This is a genomic window from Chelatococcus sp. XZ-Ab1 (assembly GCF_029309855.1).
GTDB lineage: Bacteria > Pseudomonadota > Alphaproteobacteria > Rhizobiales > Beijerinckiaceae > Chelatococcus_A > Chelatococcus_A sambhunathii.
Genome location: NZ_JARKII010000009.1, coordinates 52389 through 68375 on the forward strand (window position 1 = coordinate 52389; position 15987 = coordinate 68375).

Below are 15987 nucleotides of genomic sequence, written 5' to 3' on the forward strand. Positions count from 1 at the left end.
AGTGCATGGGGCGGTACCGAAATAGTGGCCGGAGCAGGCGCTCAGTTAGGTACGGCGCGTGGGCCGCCGTCGGGATCGGTGGCCTCGGGCTCCTGCGAGATGGGGGCAGTCGTCGGGTCGAGGATGTCGAAAGGCCGCTCGGCGCGCACGGCCGGGGGCGGTCGCGAGGCGATGCGTATCCGGGCCACGGCAGCGAGCAGGAGAGCGACCGATGCCATGAAATACAGGAGGCCGTCGATATCGAGCCGCGCCATCACGCCCGAGCCGATCATCGGGCCGAGGGCCGAGCCGAAGCCGCTGACGAGCACCAGCCGGCCGCTGACCGCCACCACGCGGTCGGCGGGCATGCGGTCGAGCGCGTGGGCGACGCTGACCGGATAGAGGGTCGACATGAAGCCGCCAAGCAGCGCCGCGACCGGCAGGACCGCGGCCGGGTTGGGCGGTAGCACCGCGAGCAGCAGGGCCGAAACCGCAAAGCCCACTGCAAGGCCGGCGAGGACCAGGCGGCGGTCATTGCGGTCGGACAGGCGTCCCACGGGCACCTGCAGCGCAAGCCCGCCGAGCACGGCCACCAGCATGAAGACGGCGATGGTGTCCTGCGTGATGCCGTCGCGCAGCATCCAGGCCGGCACCAGGGCATAGAAGGCGCTGGTGATCATGCCGCCGATGACGCAGCCCGTTACGGCAACCGGCGCCTGGCGGGTGAGATCGCCGTAGGGCAGCGTCGCCTCCGGCATGATCCCGGGCGCTTCCGCCCGCGTTAGCGTGACCATGACGAGCGCGAGGGCGAAGAGCACGATGATGACGTAGAACGGGGCGGCGGACTGGATCGTCAATTGCCCGATCAGCAGCTGCCCGATGGCGAGGGCCGTGAAGGTGCCGACCATGTAGACCGAGAAGACGCGGCCGCGCTGGCTCGCCTCCGCCTTGGCGTTGAGCCAGCTCTCGGTGGTGATGAAGAGGCCGACGCAGCCGAGGCCGATGGCGGCCCGGCAGGCGATCCAGACGGTGGGCGAGACGGCGAGTGGCATGGCGGCCGTCGCGGCCACGACCATGCCGGCGAAGGCCGCATAGGCGCGGATGTGGCCGATGCGCCGGATCAGCCGTCCCGACCAGACGGCGCCGGCGGTGAAGCCGATGAAATAGGCGCTGAGGACGACGCCGGTGTTTGTCGGGCCGAAATCCTCCATGGTCAGGCGCAGCGAGAGGAAGGTATTGAAGAAGCCGTTGGCCAGTTGAACAAGGCTCGTCGCAGCAATGAGCGTTCCGATCTGCACGAGCATCGGCCGGCCTCCTCGGTCTGGTCGTGGTGGAAGATCCCTACGGGCGAAAAGTGGAGTGAATGCGTCCCTGAAACCGCTGCTCCGCCATCGGGTTCCGAAACCGCCGCATTCAGTTGCCCGGAGACGTCAGAGCGCAACCGCCGCATGCGGGGGACGCACACAGCCCGCACCGGCGACGCGGGTCCGCCCTGTGGCGGGCGTAGTTCGCCAGCCGGTGCGTGGCCCAGGCATCGGTGCGCCGAAGCCACTGGAGCCTCATGAACCGTCCGCAGCGGCGTACCGCGACCTCGGGCGCGACACCGACGCCCTCGCCGGCGGCCACCATGTGGCAAATGCCGTTGAAGTGCGACGCTGCGGCACGGGACCGCGATGCTCGCAAGGCTAATCCGTTGGCGAGATTGGGTTCACGGTGCGCTTCACGTATCTTTCCGCGTGAAGGTCATGTGCGTCACGCCGCTGGGCGAGGAAGTGGCTTCGATCTGGTAATCGCTCTCGAGGCCCTCCAGTCCGTCCCAGAGACGTACGCCCCGGCCGAGCAGGATCGGGACCACCGCGATATGCGCATGGTCGACGAGCCGCGCGGCCAGGAAGTCTCGAACGACGATCGATCCGCCGCCGATGCGCACGTCCCTGCCGCTGGCCGCCTCGTGGGCGAGCTTCAGCGCTTCGGCCGGCGGGGCCTCGATGAAATGGAAGGTCGTGCCGCCTCCGATCGCGATCGACGGGCGCCGGTGGTGGGTGAGGACGAAGACCGGCGTATGAAACGGCGGGTTCGACCCCCACCAGCCCGTCCACTCCGGGTTCTCCTGCCAGCCGGGAGGACCGAACTTCCCGGCACCCATGATCTCGGCGCCGATGCCGGGATAGAACTGCCGCGCGAAGGCGTCGTCGACGCCGCCGGTGCCGCCGGGCGGCAGACCGAACATCTCGCGGCCCCACCGGGTGGCGAACATCCATTCGTGCAGCCGCTCGCCGGCGTGGCCGAACGGCTCGTCACGGCTCAGGCCCTCGCCGGTGCCGAAACCATCGAGCGAGACGGAGAAGTTCTGAACGCGGGCAAGCGACATGGCTGGTGCTCCTCTTCGTCGGGTGCCCGGCGCCTCGGCGAGGCCGTTTCGCCGCCACCGCCCGGGCTCACGATGCGCGGGCTTCGTCCGCCAGCTTCCTGCGCCGCGCCAGTTCCGCGTCGGACGGCGCGTCGGCGACGAACGATCCCGGTTTCACCTCCCCCGCCGGCCGGTACGTGTTGATCACCACGCCGGTCGATGAGGTCGTCGTGTCGGCGAGCGCGAGCGCCCGCGCCGGGAGGCGGTCCTCGAACAGGCGCTTTCCGCGCCCCAGGATAAGCGGAAAGATCCAGACGCGGTATTCGTCGATCAGCCCGGCGGTTGTCAGCGTCTGCAACAGATCGCTGCTGCCCCAGGTCTGGATGTCCGGGCCGTCGCCCGATTTCAGCCGCGGGATCTCGGCTGCCACGTCGCCGCCGATGCGGATGGAACCGGCCCAGTCGAGATGGTCGAGGCTGCGCGTGGCGACGTATTTGGTCGCCGCGTTGAAACGGTTGGCGATCGGGTTGTCACCGGCGTGCGGCCAGTAGGCGGCGAAGATCTCGTATGTCCGGCGCCCCAGAAGAAGGTCGAAGGGCTCGGCCATGCTGTCGATGATGCGCTTGTTCATCATGTCGTCCCAATAGGGCACGAGCCATCCGCCAAGAGCGAAGCCGCCCGTGGTATCCTCTTCCGGGCCCCCCGGAGCCTGCATGACGCCGTCGAGTGACACATAGGCGGTTGCGATGATCCTTCTCATGTCGGTTGCTCCTGCTGGTGTTCACTGCCGGACCCGCGAGGCGGAGGCCGTGGGGGAGCCGCGTGTTCGGCCTAACGGCCTGCCGTCATGCGGGGGTATTCGAGCTGCATGGCGACCACGTCGGCGGTGGCGCCTCCGTAGCGCGCGGCGATCGCGTCGAGCGTCCGGTCGAGCGCATGGGCCGGCCGCTCGGCCGGCAGGGGCAGGATGCGCCGGGTTTCCGGCCAGTCATCGGCAAGGCTTTCCGGGATGAGCCGAAGGCCGCTGCGGGTCTCGATCGCATCCGCCGAAGCGGCGAAGCTCGTGACGTGCGACCGGTAGGTGCGCGACCAGGCATCGGCCATCAGCGCCAGCGACACCTCGTCCACGCCCGGCTCGAGGCGGAGGCCGAACTCGTCCCGGTTCCAGAAGGCGATCCTGTTCGCGAGCACGGTCACCGCGAAGGGGCGCGTGAGCCTGAACGCGCCGCTCGCGTGCCGGGCATCCCAAGCCCCGATGCCGAGGTCGCGGGCCACTGCCTCTGCCTTGGTCCGGCCAGCGATCGCCTCGATCAGCGTCAGCATCATCGGCATGGAGGCGCTGATGCCCGTGGTGGTCGTGACGGCCTCATCGCTCACCATGCGCCGGTCGGCGACATGGGTGGTCGTCGGGCTCCATCGCAGCATTTCGCGCAGATAATACCAGTGGGTCGTCGCGCGCCTGCCATCGAGCAGGCCGGCAGCAGCGACGACCTTGGCACCGGCGCAGATGCCGATGATCCGCGCCTTCTTGGCCGCTTGGGACGTAAGCCAGGCGAGCACGGCCGGGTCGTCGTCGCGGCTCATGGCGGGCACGATGACATAGTCCGCCCCTTCGGGATGCGCGGCGTCGAATTGCGCGAGCGTCGCATCGGGGACGACCCGGAGGGCCGGATAGAGCGTCACCGGCCCCGGGCCGGTTGCGAGCATCATTACATCGGCAACACCGGCGCGCCGCAGGATTCCCGAGGGCACCAGATAGTCGGTCGTCTCCGTGGCGTTGTTGAGGGCGATGACGGCGATGAGCGGACGCGCGCGTTTCGCGGGTTTCAGTGCAGCGAGCATGGCCTCCGCCTCCTCCCGTGGGACCGGCGGCGCCGCGACAGCTGCCGGTGCTGCCGGCAGGCTGAGGATCCAGCCTCCGAAACCTGCGAGGCAGAGGATGAGGACCACCATAACGCCTGACAAGAGGTGGACCTTCGACATGCGCAGCTGCTCCGGCATCGAGCGCCTCCCAGCGCTTCCCGAGCAACACTAGATGTCGTCCGTTCTGGCAAGAATGACAAATAACCGCTAATTTCTGCCAATGCATCACGTGGCCTTCGTGGTCTATCCCGGTTTCGAACTGCTCGATCCCTCGGGGCCGGCATCCGTGTTCACCGGCGCCAATCGTGCTCTCGGTCAGAACGGGAGGTCCGCGTTCTACCGAGTCACGCTGCTGTCGGCCGCAGGCGGGGCCGTGGAGAGCAGCAGCGGGGTCGCGGTCGAGACGCGGTCCATTACCGATGTGCGCCCTGGGGACCTCCAGACCGTGCTGGTCGTCGGCGCGGAACGGGAGCACCTCCTGCCGGCGGTGGCGGACCCGGTGTTGCGGGCCGCTCTGCCGCCACTCGTCCGGCAGGCCGAGCGCTTCGGCTCCGTCTGCACCGGCGGCTTCGTGCTGGCGGCGCTCGGTCTCTTCGACGGCCATCGCGTCGCGACCCACTGGGATGCATGCCGACGGTTTGCCGACGCCTTTTCGAAGGTCGCGGTGGATTCGGACGCGCTCTATGTCGTCGACGGGCGGCTCTGGACCTCGGCCGGGGTGACGACCGGCATCGACATGGCGCTGGCGATGATCGCGCACGACCTCGACGCAACGATCGCCGGCGAGGTCGCGAAGCGGCTCATCCTCTATGCCCGCCGCCCCGGCTACCAGTCCCAGTTCAGCCCCGTCCTCAAGGCGCAGGTCAAGGGCGACAGCCCGTTCGCGGACCTCATCGGATGGATTCAGGCCAACCTCGATGCTCCGCTCGATGTGCCATCGCTCGCCGCCCGCGCTGGCATGACCGAGCGCACCTTCCACCGCCGGTTCGTGGCCGCGACGGGCGAGACGCCCGCCCGTTTCGTGGAGACCGCGCGGCTCGATGCGGCGCGCATGCTGTTGTCGCGGGGGCTCTCACTGAAAGCGGTCGCGGCGCAGGTCGGCCTCTTTCCGCCCGCGCGGCTCACGGAAGCCTTCGAGCGCCGGTTCGGTGTCGCGCCGCGACTCTTTCGCGCCATGCATGCCGTGCTGTAAGGCTCGCAGGTGGCAGGCCGGCTTTGTGCCGGCGCAGCTGCGCGCGATCCTTCGAGCACGCGACCAGGCACGGAGTGATGGCTGCCTTCCTCCGGCGGGCCGATCCGTCACTTCCAGCCGAAGACCTGGATAAGGGCCGGGGTGATGATGACGACGAAGAGCACCGGCAGGAAGAAGAGGATCATCGGCACGGTGAGCTTGGGCGGCAAGGCCGCCGCCTTCTTCTCGGCCTCGTTCATGCGCTGGTCGCGGCTCTCCTGCGCGAGTACGCGCAGGGCTTGGCCGAGCGAGGTGCCGTAGCGCTCGGCCTGGATGAGCGCGGTCGCGACGTTCTTGACGATGTCGAGGCCCGTGCGGGTGCCGAGATTCTCGAAGGCGGCGCGCCGGTCCGGCAGGTAGGAGAGTTCCGCCGTGGCAAGCGTCAGCTCCTCGGCGAGCGGCACGGACTGGGGACCGATCTCCTGGGCCACCTTGCGGAAGGCCTGCTCGATCGACATGCCGGATTCGACGCAGATCAGCAGCAGGTCAAGTGCGTCCGGCCAAGCCCGGCGGATCGAAGTCTGCCGCTTCTGGATGGCGTTGGAGACGAAGAGCTCCGGCAGCTTGATGCCGGCATAGGCGGCGAAGATGACGATGCCGAGCCGGATGGCGAGCGGCTGATGCAGCTTGAGGAGCACGAAGACGTAGAAGGCCGTGACGAGGCACAGGCCGATGGGCAGCACCATGCGGAAGAACAAGAAGGCGATTTCCGCCTGCTGGCCGCGGTAGCCGGCCATTGTCAGGCGTGCCCGGGCCGTGTCGGTGCCGAGCCAGTGGCCGAGGTTGAACCGGTCGACCACCTGCTTCATGTAGGCCTTGGGCTGCTGGCGCAGGGAAGCGCGCTGCTGGCCCATCATGCGCTCGCGCTCGCGGGCGCGGATCTTGTCCCGTTCCAGTGCCACCGCCTTCATGCGCTTGTCGAGCGCGTTGCGCTCGACAAGCGGCAGGGCGAGCGTCAGCACCGTACCGGCGGCGGCGATGGCCGCAAGGAGCGCCAGCATGAACTGACTGTCGAGCAGCCGGTCGGTGAGGGCCTCGACGATCGCCACCCGTGCCTCCTCAGAAGTCGAAGTCGATCATGTTGCGCATCACGATGATCCCGACCAGCATCCAGCCGCCCGAGACGGCGAGGGCGATCTTGCCCGTGTCCTTGAGCCACAGAAGTTCGATGTAGCTGGGGCTCGTGATGTAGACGAGGATGGCGACGACGAAGGGCAGCGAGGCGATGATGCCGGCGGAGGCCTTGGCTTCCATGCTCATCGCCTGGATCTTGCCCTTCATCTTCTTGCGCTCGCGCAGAACGCGCGAGAGGTTGCCGAGCGCCTCCGACAGGTTCCCGCCCGCCTTCTGCTGGATGGCGATGACGATGGCGAAGAAATTCGCTTCGGGAATGGGCATGCGCTCGGGCAGTCGCGCGCAGGCGTCCGTCACGGAGAGGCCGAGCGCCTGCGCCTCGACGATGGCGCGGAACTCGGAGCGCACCGGCTCGGCCGCCTCCGAGGCGATGATCTTCAGGCAGTCGCCGAGTGGCAGGCCGGCGCGCACGCCGCGCACCACGACGTCGAGGGCGTTCGGCAGTTCCTCGACGAAGCGTTTCATCCGCTTGCCGCGCAGGTGGGCGAGCAGCCAGCGCGGCAGGCCGAGGGCGCCGACGAAGAGGCCGGCGAGTGCCATGGCGGGCCGATGCGTCATGAGGAAGAGGAGGAGCGCCGTGGCAAGGCCGAGCCCGGCGCTGACGAGAAAGAAGTGCGGCTTCGTCCAGGCAAGGCCGGCCTGGGTGATGCGCATCTCGAGGGAGAGCCTGTTGCGCCGCTTCTCGCGGGCCTCGATCTCCTTGAGGCTCTGCGCCACCTGTTCGCGCTTGCTGGCGGTGGCCGCGTTGAGCCGCTCGGCGGCGCGCTGGGCGGAGGTGCCGACGAGCGCCTTCTGCCGTGCCTCGGCCCGCTTCTCGCCCGACAGCCAAGGATAGACGAGGACGTAGGCGACGCCGCCGACCGCCACCGTCACCAGCGCCGCGACGGCGAGGTTCGCGGGGGCGAAGGAACCGAAGAGGGTCAGCAGCATCTCGTCCATGGTGCGGCCTTCACGCGATGGCTTCGCCGCCCGTGCGCTCCATGGCATCGAGCGCGGCGGCAAGGCGCTGGTCCTCGCCGAAATAGCGCGCCCGCTCCCAGAAGCGCGGCCGTCCGATGCCCGTCGACCGGTGCTGGCCGAGGAGGCGCCCGTTCGCGTCCTCGCCGGTGATGTCGTAAGTCATGATGTCCTGTGTGATGATCACATCACCCTCCATACCCATGATCTCGGTGATGTGGGTGATGCGGCGCGAGCCGTCGCGCAGGCGCGCGGCCTGAATGATGACGTCGACCGAGGCGCAGATCATCTCGCGGATGGTGCGCGAGGGCAGCGCGAAGCCGCCCATGGTGATCATGGATTCGAGACGCGACAGCGCCTCCCGCGGCGAGTTGGCGTGGAGTGTGCCCATGGAGCCGTCGTGGCCGGTGTTCATGGCCTGCAGGAGGTCGAAGGCCTCCGCGCCGCGCACCTCGCCGACGATGATGCGCTCGGGGCGCATGCGCAGGCAGTTGCGCACGAGGTCACGCATCGTCACCTGGCCCTGGCCCTCGAGGTTGGGAGGGCGCGTCTCCAGGCGCACCACATGCGGCTGCTGCAGTTGCAGCTCGGCCGCATCCTCGCAGGTTATGATGCGCTCGTCGTGGTCGATGTAGCGGGTGAGGCAGTTGAGCAGGGTCGTCTTGCCCGAACCCGTGCCGCCCGAGATGATGGTGTTGCAGCGGACGCGGCCGATGATGCGCAGCACCTCGGCGCCCTCCTGCGAGACGGAGCCGTAGGTCACCAACTGGTCGAGCGTCAGCTTGTCCTTCTTGAACTTGCGGATGGTGAGCGCTGGCCCGTCGATGGCGAGCGGCGGCACGATGACGTTGACGCGCGAGCCATCCGGCAGGCGCGCGTCGCAGATGGGGGACGCCTCGTCCACGCGCCGGCCGACCTGACTGACGATGCGCTGGCAGATGTTCATCAGTTGCTGGTTGTCACGGAAGCGCACGTTGGAGCGCTGGATCTTGCCGGCGACCTCGATGTAGGTGTGGCCCGCGCCATTGACCATAATGTCGGCAATGTCGTCACGGGCGAGCAGCGGCTCGAGCGGGCCGTAACCGAGCACGTCGTTGCAGATGTCGTCGAGCAGTTCCTCCTGCTCGGCGATCGACATGACGACGTTCTTGAGGGCGATGATTTCGGTGACGATGTCGCGGATCTCGTCGTGCGCCGTCTCTGTGTCGAGCTTGACGAGCTGCGACAGATCGATCGCTTCGATGAGGGCGCCGAAGATCATGCTCTTCGTCTGGTAATATTCCTCCGAGTGGCGCTTTTCCGGCCGCGGCGGCTCGGGCTGCGGGGTCGATGGCGCCGGCGCGGCGCGTGGCGGCGGATCGACCCGCGCCGGCGCGGCGGCCGGAGTGGGCCGCGCCGGCTGGAAGGCCGGTGCCGCCCCGCCGAGGGGGCCGTTCTGGCTCGTCCGCTTGCCGAACATGTCGCGTCCCGTTTCTGTGCCGCCGCTATGATTTGCGCCGGGCGAGCCGGGCGATGATAGGCGTCAGGAAGGCACTAGCCCGCCCCCGCCGCTGCTCGGCCCGCCCGGTGATGGCTGCGGCGAGCTCGTCGAAGACGGCGGGCACCTTGCCGGAGGGCTGCACCTCCGACAGCATCTGCCCGCCGTTTGCCGCCGTTCCGAAGAGCTGCGCATCGAAGGGAATGGTGGCGGCGAGCTCGGCGTCGAACGCCTTCAGGAAGTCGGCAGCCGTGATCTCCGGCCGCTTGGGCACGCCGACACGGTTGAGCACGAGGCGCGGCTTGCGGTCGTTCGGGCGCGTCTGACGCAGGAGGTCGGCGAGATTCTTGGCGTTGCGCAGGTTGGCGAGGTCCGGTTCGACGACGATGACGATCTCGTCGGCGGCGATCAGCACCCGGCGCAGCCAGGCCGTCCAGACGTGCGGCATGTCGAGGACGATGGCCGGGATCGAGGCGCGCAACACGTCGAGAAGCTGGTCGAAGGCGCTTTCGTTGAGGTCACAGGTGCGGTCGAGCACGGCCGGGGCGGCCAGCAGGCTGAGATTGTCGCTGCAGCGCGACAGCAGGCGGTCGACGAGATTGGCGTCGACCCGGTCCGGCGAGAACACGGCCTCGGCGATGCCCTGCGGCGGGTCCTGGTTGAAGTCGAGGCCGGCGGTGCCGAAGGCGATGTCGAGATCGGCGATGACGGTGGCCAGATGCGCCGACCGGGCGATGGACCAGCCGAGGTTGTGCGCCACGGTGGAGGCGCCGACGCCGCCTTTGGCGCCGATGACCGCGATGGTGCGTCCCAGCGGCTCGGCCCCGGGCGTCGCGAACAGATCCGAAATGGCGGCGATTGTGTCGACGACGGAGAGCGGGGCGATGAGATAGTCGCTGACGCCGCGGCGCACGAGCTCGCGATAGAGCTGAACGTCGTTGACATGGCCGACGACGAGCACCCGGGTGCCGACGTCACAGACCTCCGACAGACTGTCGAGATGGGTGAGGATCGCCTCGCGGTCGCTGTTCGTCTCGAGGATGATGACGTTGGGCGTAGGGGCGTGGCGGAAGGCCTCGACCGCCGCCGAGGCGCCGCCCATGGCGAGCTTGGTTTGGGCGCGGGCGAGGCGCCGGTCGGCAGCGACGATCTCCATTACCGCGGCGACGGCCGGCGTCTCGCAGAAGGCCTCGATGGTGACGCGCGGCACCGGCGCGATCAGGCGCTCTCCGGTCTCGTTGCGCGCAGGGTCATGGGCGCTCGCCATCAGTTGCCTCCGGCCGCGTCGCTGATCTGGGTGGCGTCGATGGTGTATTTCGTCGAGGGATCCTGCCCCTGGCGCAGCTTCTCGTTGGCGTTGAGCCGCTTGACAGTGTCGACACGCCCCTCGGGCCGCGACCGGGCAAGGTCGAGCGGATCGGCGACCTGCGCCGCGAAATTGGCCTGGTAGGCGCAGCCGAGATTCCAGTAGGGCCGATTCTTCCAGCCGTCGACGCTGCTGCCGCTGGCGAGGTCCTCAGGCCACTCGCCGCACTTGCTGTCGACGCGGGCGCCCAGCTTGGCATAGCTCAGACGGATGGGCGCCGCGAGCATCGGCTCGGTCGGATTGTAGCGCGCCACGGTCAGGGCGGAGGCCGGTACGCCAGCCTCGGAAAAGACCTGCCGAACCGCCTGCAGCGCCCCGTGGAGGGCGCGTTCCTGTCCGGTGCCGGCCGGCATGTAGGCGGTGACTAGGCTCTTGCCGTGGCGGCGGTATTCGGCCGCGTAGGCGAGGATATCGGCGCGCTGGCGGGCATCGATGCCGCGGGCCGATGTCACGAAGACGTCCAGTGTCTCCGGCGCGTCGACAAGGGTGATCGGGTGACGCTCGCGGAAGTCGGCCGGATAGGTCGCGTTGGTCACGTAGCGGTCGGCTCCGCAGGCGGCGAAGGGCAGGGCGAGGAGCGCCGCGGCAAGACGAGGGAGGGCTGTGGAGCGGGTGCGGGGCATGGCGGCGTCTCCGCGCGAGTGGCTGGTCCCGTCAGTCATTGATGAAACCGAAGATACCGCGCGCCACGGCGGGCTGCGGAGCGTTGCTGCCCTTGCCGTAAACGCGGTTGAGGCGTCCGAGGAAGACCGTCTGCGGATCCATGGCGTCGGCAAAGCCGGCGTCAGGCCGGGTAACGGCATTGGCGCTCATGGGCTTGGCGATATAGGGCGTGACGGCAATCATCAGCTCGCTCTCGTCGCGCTGGTAGTCGCGCGAGCGGAAGAGCGTGCCGAGGATCGGGATGTTGAGCAGGCCCGGGAAGCCGTTGATGGCCTGGCGCGACTTCTGCTGGATGAGGCCGGCCGTGACGAGCGTGCCGCCGGAAGGCAGTTCGACCGTGGTCTCCGACCGGCGCACGGTGAAGCCGGGGATGATGAGGGTGTTGCTGCGGTAAGTGTTCTGGTTGTCGATCTCCGACACCTCGGTCGCGACGCGCAGGCTCATGCGTGCTTCCGACTGCACGACCGGCGTGAAGGTGAGGGCGACGCCGAACTTCTTGAAGGTCACCGTCGTCGTGCAGTTGCTGCCGTTCGGACCCTGGCAGTCGTAGCCGGTCGGGATCGGCACCTCGCCGCCGACGAGAAAGGTCGCCGTTTCGCCCGAAACGGCGGTGAGCGTCGGCTCGGCGAGGGTGCGGGCGACGCCGGCCTGCTCGAGGGCGCGCAAGGTCGCGGAATTGCCGCCGCCGCTGACGCCGATACTGCTCGCCGGCGATTCATTGCCGAGACCGAAGGCGTTGGTGACGGCCCCGGTCAATGTCATGTCGCCGAGCCGCCATTCACCGGTCGTGTCGATGCCGAGCTGCTTGACGACGTTGCGCTTGATCTCCGCCACGGTGACGCGGAGCATGACCTGATCCTTGCCCCGGATCGTGAGCGCGTTGATGACTCGGCTCGGGGAGCCGCCCGCTCCTTGGCCGCCACTTCCATTGGCGCCGCCGGTGTCGCCGAGGAAGGCACCGGCGATATCGCTCGCTTGCTGGGCCTCGCCCGCATTGGCGACGGAGCCGACGAGGAGCACGGATTCGCCCGCCGGCTTCACCTCGATCTGGGCATGCGGCATGGCCGTGCGCAAGGTCTGACGCAGGATGTTGAGGTCCCGGCCCACTGTGATCTCGAAGGCCGCGATCTGCCGGCCGGCGGCGTCCATGACAAAGATGGAGGTGGCGCCGTCGGCGACGCCGATGAGGAAGACCTTGCGCGTCGAGCGCACCACGGCATTGGCGATCTTGGGGTCGGCGACAAAGACCTCCTTGGCGTCGCGCGGCAGATCGACCACGATCGAACGGCCGATGGAGAGGTCGATGCGGCGGGCGATGGCATGCTCGTCGCCGCCAACAGCGAGCGTGGGGGCGGCCATCGTTCCCTGCGGGGAAGCCGCCGCCGGCAGGGCGAGTGCCGCGGCGGCGAGGCCGGCGAGCAGGAGAAGCCGCAGGCTCCTCCGCTCGGCGGTTCCGGTGGCTTGCGGCCCGGGCGCCGCCGGCTGTGCTGTCTTGTGCATCGGGGCTGCCATGGCTCAGCGTCTCGGGGTCTGCACCGGCACGCCGAAGCGCACGATGGTGAGCGGGCCATCGTCGCCGCGGGTGATCGCGCCGGTATCGTTGGCATCGGCGAGGGAGCGCAGGGCGAGCGAGATCTGCCCCACCTTCTGGGCGAGCGTCAGGACTTCCGCCTGGGCGGGATCGACCTCAAGCGTCGCCGTCTCGCCGGTGACGACCTTTTCCCCGTCCTTCTCCTGCACGGTCTGGCCGATGGCGAGCACGCGGATGTTGGTGAGGACGGTCTCGGCCACCGTCACGTCGACGCCCTGTTGCTTCGAGGCCTCCTCGTCGCGCCAGGTGCGGATGACGTCGACATGGTCGTTGGGCAGGATGAAGCCACCGGCGGAGGAGGCGCCGCGGTTGTCGATGCTGATGGCGATGGCGCGCTTGCCGGTGGGCAGGATGGCTGACATGAAGCCCGAGCCGTCGGCCTTGATCAGTCGCTCGTGTCGGACGGGCTCGCCCGCCAGGATGGCGGTGCGTGCGATCGCGCCGGAGATGTCCTCCATGGCGCCGGGGCTTGCCGCGCGGGTGATGGCGCCCTTTGGTACGCCATCCTCCGGCCAGGCCTGCCAGCGCAGGTCCGCCGCCTTGAGGCCGTTGCCCATGGGTACGTCGACGGCGGCGACGAGCACTTCTTCAATCTTCTGCGCCGGGGCGGTCGCGACGGGAGCCGGCGCGGGCGGCGGCTTGCGGCCTGCAGCGAGATAGGCTGCGGCCACGCCCGCGACGAGCGCGACGCCGAGGATGACGAGACGGGCTGGTTTCATGTCGATCAGAGACCCGGACGAGGGTCACTCCCCCATTGTCGCGAATCTGATCAGCCAATCGTCAAATTATGGTTAACAGAACGTATGTCCGACCGCTCGAATGGTGCGCGTGGGTGGATCCCTCAACGGGCTATGAGCGCTGCCTGCCAGATGTCCGTGTGCGGATAGACGAAAAGCGCGGCGCCGGCGAGGGCGACGCCATAGGGAATGCCGCGGTTGGCGGCATGCAGGCGCTGCGCCCAGCCCCAGCCGAGGGCGAAGGCCGGCAGCGGCGTTCTGCGCAGCTTCAGGAACACGAGGGTGAGAAGGCCGCCGAGGACTGAGGTGACGATGAGATAAGGCACCAGGTGGCCGAAGCCAAACCAGAGCGCGGTCGCCGCCGCGAGCTTGGCATCGCCCCCGCCGATCCAACCTGCAGCGAAGAGGGCGAAGGTGATCCCCAGAACGAGACCGCCCGCCACCAGATGCCAGCCGATCACCGGCAGCGGCAGGCTGGCGGCGAAGGCGACGAGGAAGAAACCGGCGACAAGCGCGAGGCTGACCTTGTTCGAGATCGTCATCGTCGCAATGTCGCTCGCGGCCGCGAAGGCCATGAGCGCAGGAAAGAGCGTAAGGATGGCGATGTCGATCATGGCTGCGACTCCAAGGGATGTTTGATCTGTATCCAGACATCCGGAGCTTCAAATAGGGATAACGGCCCCGCATAGGGCCGTTATCCTACAAAGCGCAAATTTTAATTTGCCGCCTTCTGCAATTCTCCGCTGACCTTGCCGAAGATGCTGCCGAGATCCGTTCCGAGCGTAGTAAGCGCGGTAATGATGGCAACGGCTACTAAAGCGGCAATCAGACCGTATTCGATGGCGGTGGCGCCGGACTCGTCGCTGACAAAACGGGAAAACAGCATCTTCATGGATGAACTCCTGCTATCACTGCTGCACTGTCCGCCGGTTGTTTTCGCTGCACCGCTCGGAACTGGCGTCGACGTTATCGCCTGCTTCTTTCGGCAAAGTTAAAGTGATCAGAGAAAGTGGCACATGCTGACGACTTGCGCAACATAGTTAAACGTAGGTTATTACAATTGTCGACAAATAGTAACTGTCCCGTCCGGAGGAGGGGCGGCGGGGATGCCCAATCTGGTCCTGCGCCGGGTTTGTCGAAGCTGTTCCGCATGTGAGCGTTTCGGCGGCGCTGGGCGCACCGCTCCCGTCATGGCCGGGCTCGTCCCGGCCATCCACGCCTTGATGTTGCGCGACTTCCGGGAGGTGGATGCCCGCGACAAGCCCGGGCATGACGGCTGGAGGCGGTCGCGCACTCCAGCGCGTGCTGTTGCACTGTTTGCATCAATGGACATGGGGGCGAGGTGCGTTAGGCAAAGTTTCACCATTCTCCGGCAAGTTGTCGGCAATATTCGTGGGAAGGTGAGGGATTGGCGGCATGATGGGGCGCTGGAACATGAGCTTGGCCTATGGCCGGGCCGGACTTGCCGCGGTTGCCGTAGCGCTTGCCTGTCTTGCGGCCTCCTCGCCGGCGCAAGCGCTGACGGCGGGCGAGACGGTCACGGTCACGGCCGACCAGGCGCGGCTCGTGCGCCTGCCGGCCGGCGCGCAGACGGTCGTCGTCGGGAATCCGGCCATCGCGGACGTGAACCTGCAGCGCAACGGCGTCCTCGTCGTCACCGGCAAGAGCTACGGCACCACCAATCTCATCGCGATCGACGCGGGCGGCAATGTCGTTGCCGAATCCCTGATCCAGGTGGAGGCGCCGGCGGCGACGGTCGTCACCGTCATGCGCGGCACCGGGCGGGAGTCGCTGTCGTGCACGCCGAATTGCCAGCCCATGCTGACGCTCGGCGACGACATGAGCTACTTCTCCGAGCGGACAGAACAGGCCAAGCAGCGCAACAAGCTCGCCACCGGCGAATAGTTGCCGTAACCATCGTTCCGGCTTTTGCTGGCGCTGCGGATTGCATGGCCATATCTTGCATCCCGTTGAAGGAAGGCACTGTCGGCCGGTGCGGGCGGCGGCGATGACGATGGGCAGGGGGAAAGCCAAATGGGCTCGACCAGGCAACGTTCCCGCCGTTTCATATCCCTGTTGCGGCTGTTCGGCCGCAATGACGAGGGCGCGACGGCGGTCGAATTCGCCATCGTCGTCATCCCGTTTATAGCCCTGATGTTCACGCTGATCGAGACAGCGCTCGTCTTCTTTACGGAACAGTCGCTCGAGACGGCGGTGCAGAATTCGGCGCGGCTCATCCTTACCGGCCAGGTGCAGGCCGGCGCCTACGGCGGCTCGATGGATGAAAAGCTGAAGAGATTCAAGGAGGACGTGTGCGCGCAGGGCCCCTTCGTGCTGGTCAGCGCGGAGGAGTGCCGCGCGCGCGCCGCCATCGACGTGCGCACCGTCGCCGGTTTTGCCGGGGCGGACACGTCGCTACCCATCAACGACCGGGGCGAGGTCGACACGCGCGACTTCACCTTCTCGCCGGGCCAGGCGGGCGACATCGTCGTGGTGCGCGTCGCGCTCGAGGTGCGGATCTTTGTGCCGCTGCTCAATCCCGGCCTCGGCAATCTCGCCAACGGCAACCGGCTGATCATGTCCTCGGCGGCCTTCCGCAACGAGCCATTTCCGCAGCCGCAGGCCTCGGGGGCATGAGT

The 15987-nt window shown here is 67.9% G+C and carries 16 protein-coding genes; 3 read left to right on the top strand and 13 right to left on the bottom strand.

What is annotated here, in order from left to right:
* Window positions 1-41: 41 nt before the first annotated feature.
* The 4 genes from P2T65_RS14455 to P2T65_RS14470 form a co-directional block, all read right to left on the bottom strand.
* Window positions 42-1283 carry an MFS transporter gene (locus P2T65_RS14455; RefSeq protein WP_055460150.1) on the bottom strand — a complete coding sequence of 414 codons (1242 nt, stop codon included), beginning with the start codon at window positions 1281-1283 and terminating at the stop codon, window positions 42-44.
* Between the two features lie 416 nt (window positions 1284-1699).
* The gene (locus P2T65_RS14460) at window positions 1700-2350 is read right to left on the bottom strand and encodes a dihydrofolate reductase family protein (protein ID WP_276200058.1); all 651 of its coding nucleotides are present in this window, start codon (window positions 2348-2350) and stop codon (window positions 1700-1702) included.
* 67 nt (window positions 2351-2417) lie between these two features.
* The gene (locus P2T65_RS14465; RefSeq protein ID WP_276200059.1) at window positions 2418-3089 is read right to left on the bottom strand and encodes a dihydrofolate reductase family protein; all 672 of its coding nucleotides are present in this window, start codon (window positions 3087-3089) and stop codon (window positions 2418-2420) included.
* Window positions 3090-3160: 71 nt separating this feature from the next.
* Complete coding sequence (locus tag P2T65_RS14470; protein WP_276200060.1) at window positions 3161-4330, bottom strand: DJ-1/PfpI family protein; 1170 nt, start codon at window positions 4328-4330, stop codon at window positions 3161-3163.
* Window positions 4331-4430: 100 nt separating this feature from the next.
* Here P2T65_RS14470 and P2T65_RS14475 point away from each other — a divergent pair, with 100 nt between their 5' ends.
* Window positions 4431-5384, top strand: coding sequence for a helix-turn-helix domain-containing protein (locus P2T65_RS14475; RefSeq protein WP_245280577.1), 954 nt, complete (start codon window positions 4431-4433; stop codon window positions 5382-5384).
* 107 nt (window positions 5385-5491) lie between these two features.
* Here the strand turns inward: P2T65_RS14475 and P2T65_RS14480 are convergent, their stop codons facing one another.
* The 9 genes from P2T65_RS14480 to P2T65_RS14520 form a co-directional block, all read right to left on the bottom strand.
* Window positions 5492-6466, bottom strand: coding sequence for a type II secretion system F family protein (locus P2T65_RS14480; RefSeq protein WP_245280586.1), 975 nt, complete (start codon window positions 6464-6466; stop codon window positions 5492-5494).
* A gap of 16 nt (window positions 6467-6482) precedes the next feature.
* Entirely contained in the window at window positions 6483-7487 is a 1005-nt protein-coding gene (locus P2T65_RS14485) for a type II secretion system F family protein (RefSeq protein ID WP_276200092.1), read from the bottom strand.
* Window positions 7488-7506: 19 nt separating this feature from the next.
* The gene (locus P2T65_RS14490) at window positions 7507-8973 is read right to left on the bottom strand and encodes a CpaF family protein (RefSeq protein ID WP_071924295.1); all 1467 of its coding nucleotides are present in this window, start codon (window positions 8971-8973) and stop codon (window positions 7507-7509) included.
* Window positions 8974-8998: 25 nt separating this feature from the next.
* Entirely contained in the window at window positions 8999-10258 is a 1260-nt protein-coding gene (locus P2T65_RS14495; protein WP_055460155.1) for an AAA family ATPase, read from the bottom strand.
* Window positions 10258-10980: a CpaD family pilus assembly protein gene (locus P2T65_RS14500; protein ID WP_055460156.1), complete on the bottom strand. Its 723-nt coding sequence runs from the start codon at window positions 10978-10980 to the stop codon at window positions 10258-10260. The genes P2T65_RS14495 and P2T65_RS14500 overlap by 1 nt, the downstream gene beginning before the upstream one ends.
* Window positions 10981-11011: 31 nt before the next feature.
* On the bottom strand, window positions 11012-12532 hold the full coding sequence (locus P2T65_RS14505; protein ID WP_055460157.1) for a type II and III secretion system protein family protein: 1521 nt from the start codon (window positions 12530-12532) through the stop codon (window positions 11012-11014).
* 3 nt (window positions 12533-12535) lie between these two features.
* The gene (cpaB, locus tag P2T65_RS14510; RefSeq protein WP_055460158.1) at window positions 12536-13330 is read right to left on the bottom strand and encodes a Flp pilus assembly protein CpaB; all 795 of its coding nucleotides are present in this window, start codon (window positions 13328-13330) and stop codon (window positions 12536-12538) included.
* Window positions 13331-13452: 122 nt separating this feature from the next.
* The gene (locus tag P2T65_RS14515; protein WP_055460159.1) at window positions 13453-13962 is read right to left on the bottom strand and encodes a prepilin peptidase; all 510 of its coding nucleotides are present in this window, start codon (window positions 13960-13962) and stop codon (window positions 13453-13455) included.
* Window positions 13963-14063: 101 nt separating this feature from the next.
* Window positions 14064-14240, bottom strand: coding sequence for a Flp family type IVb pilin (locus P2T65_RS14520; protein ID WP_063189812.1), 177 nt, complete (start codon window positions 14238-14240; stop codon window positions 14064-14066).
* A gap of 542 nt (window positions 14241-14782) precedes the next feature.
* Between P2T65_RS14520 and P2T65_RS14525 the strand changes: the two genes are divergently transcribed.
* Window positions 14783-15253 carry a pilus assembly protein N-terminal domain-containing protein gene (locus tag P2T65_RS14525; RefSeq protein ID WP_245280578.1) on the top strand — a complete coding sequence of 157 codons (471 nt, stop codon included), beginning with the start codon at window positions 14783-14785 and terminating at the stop codon, window positions 15251-15253.
* A gap of 129 nt (window positions 15254-15382) precedes the next feature.
* Entirely contained in the window at window positions 15383-15985 is a 603-nt protein-coding gene (locus P2T65_RS14530) for a TadE/TadG family type IV pilus assembly protein (protein ID WP_063189814.1), read from the top strand.
* The last annotated feature ends 2 nt before the right edge of the window (window positions 15986-15987 follow it).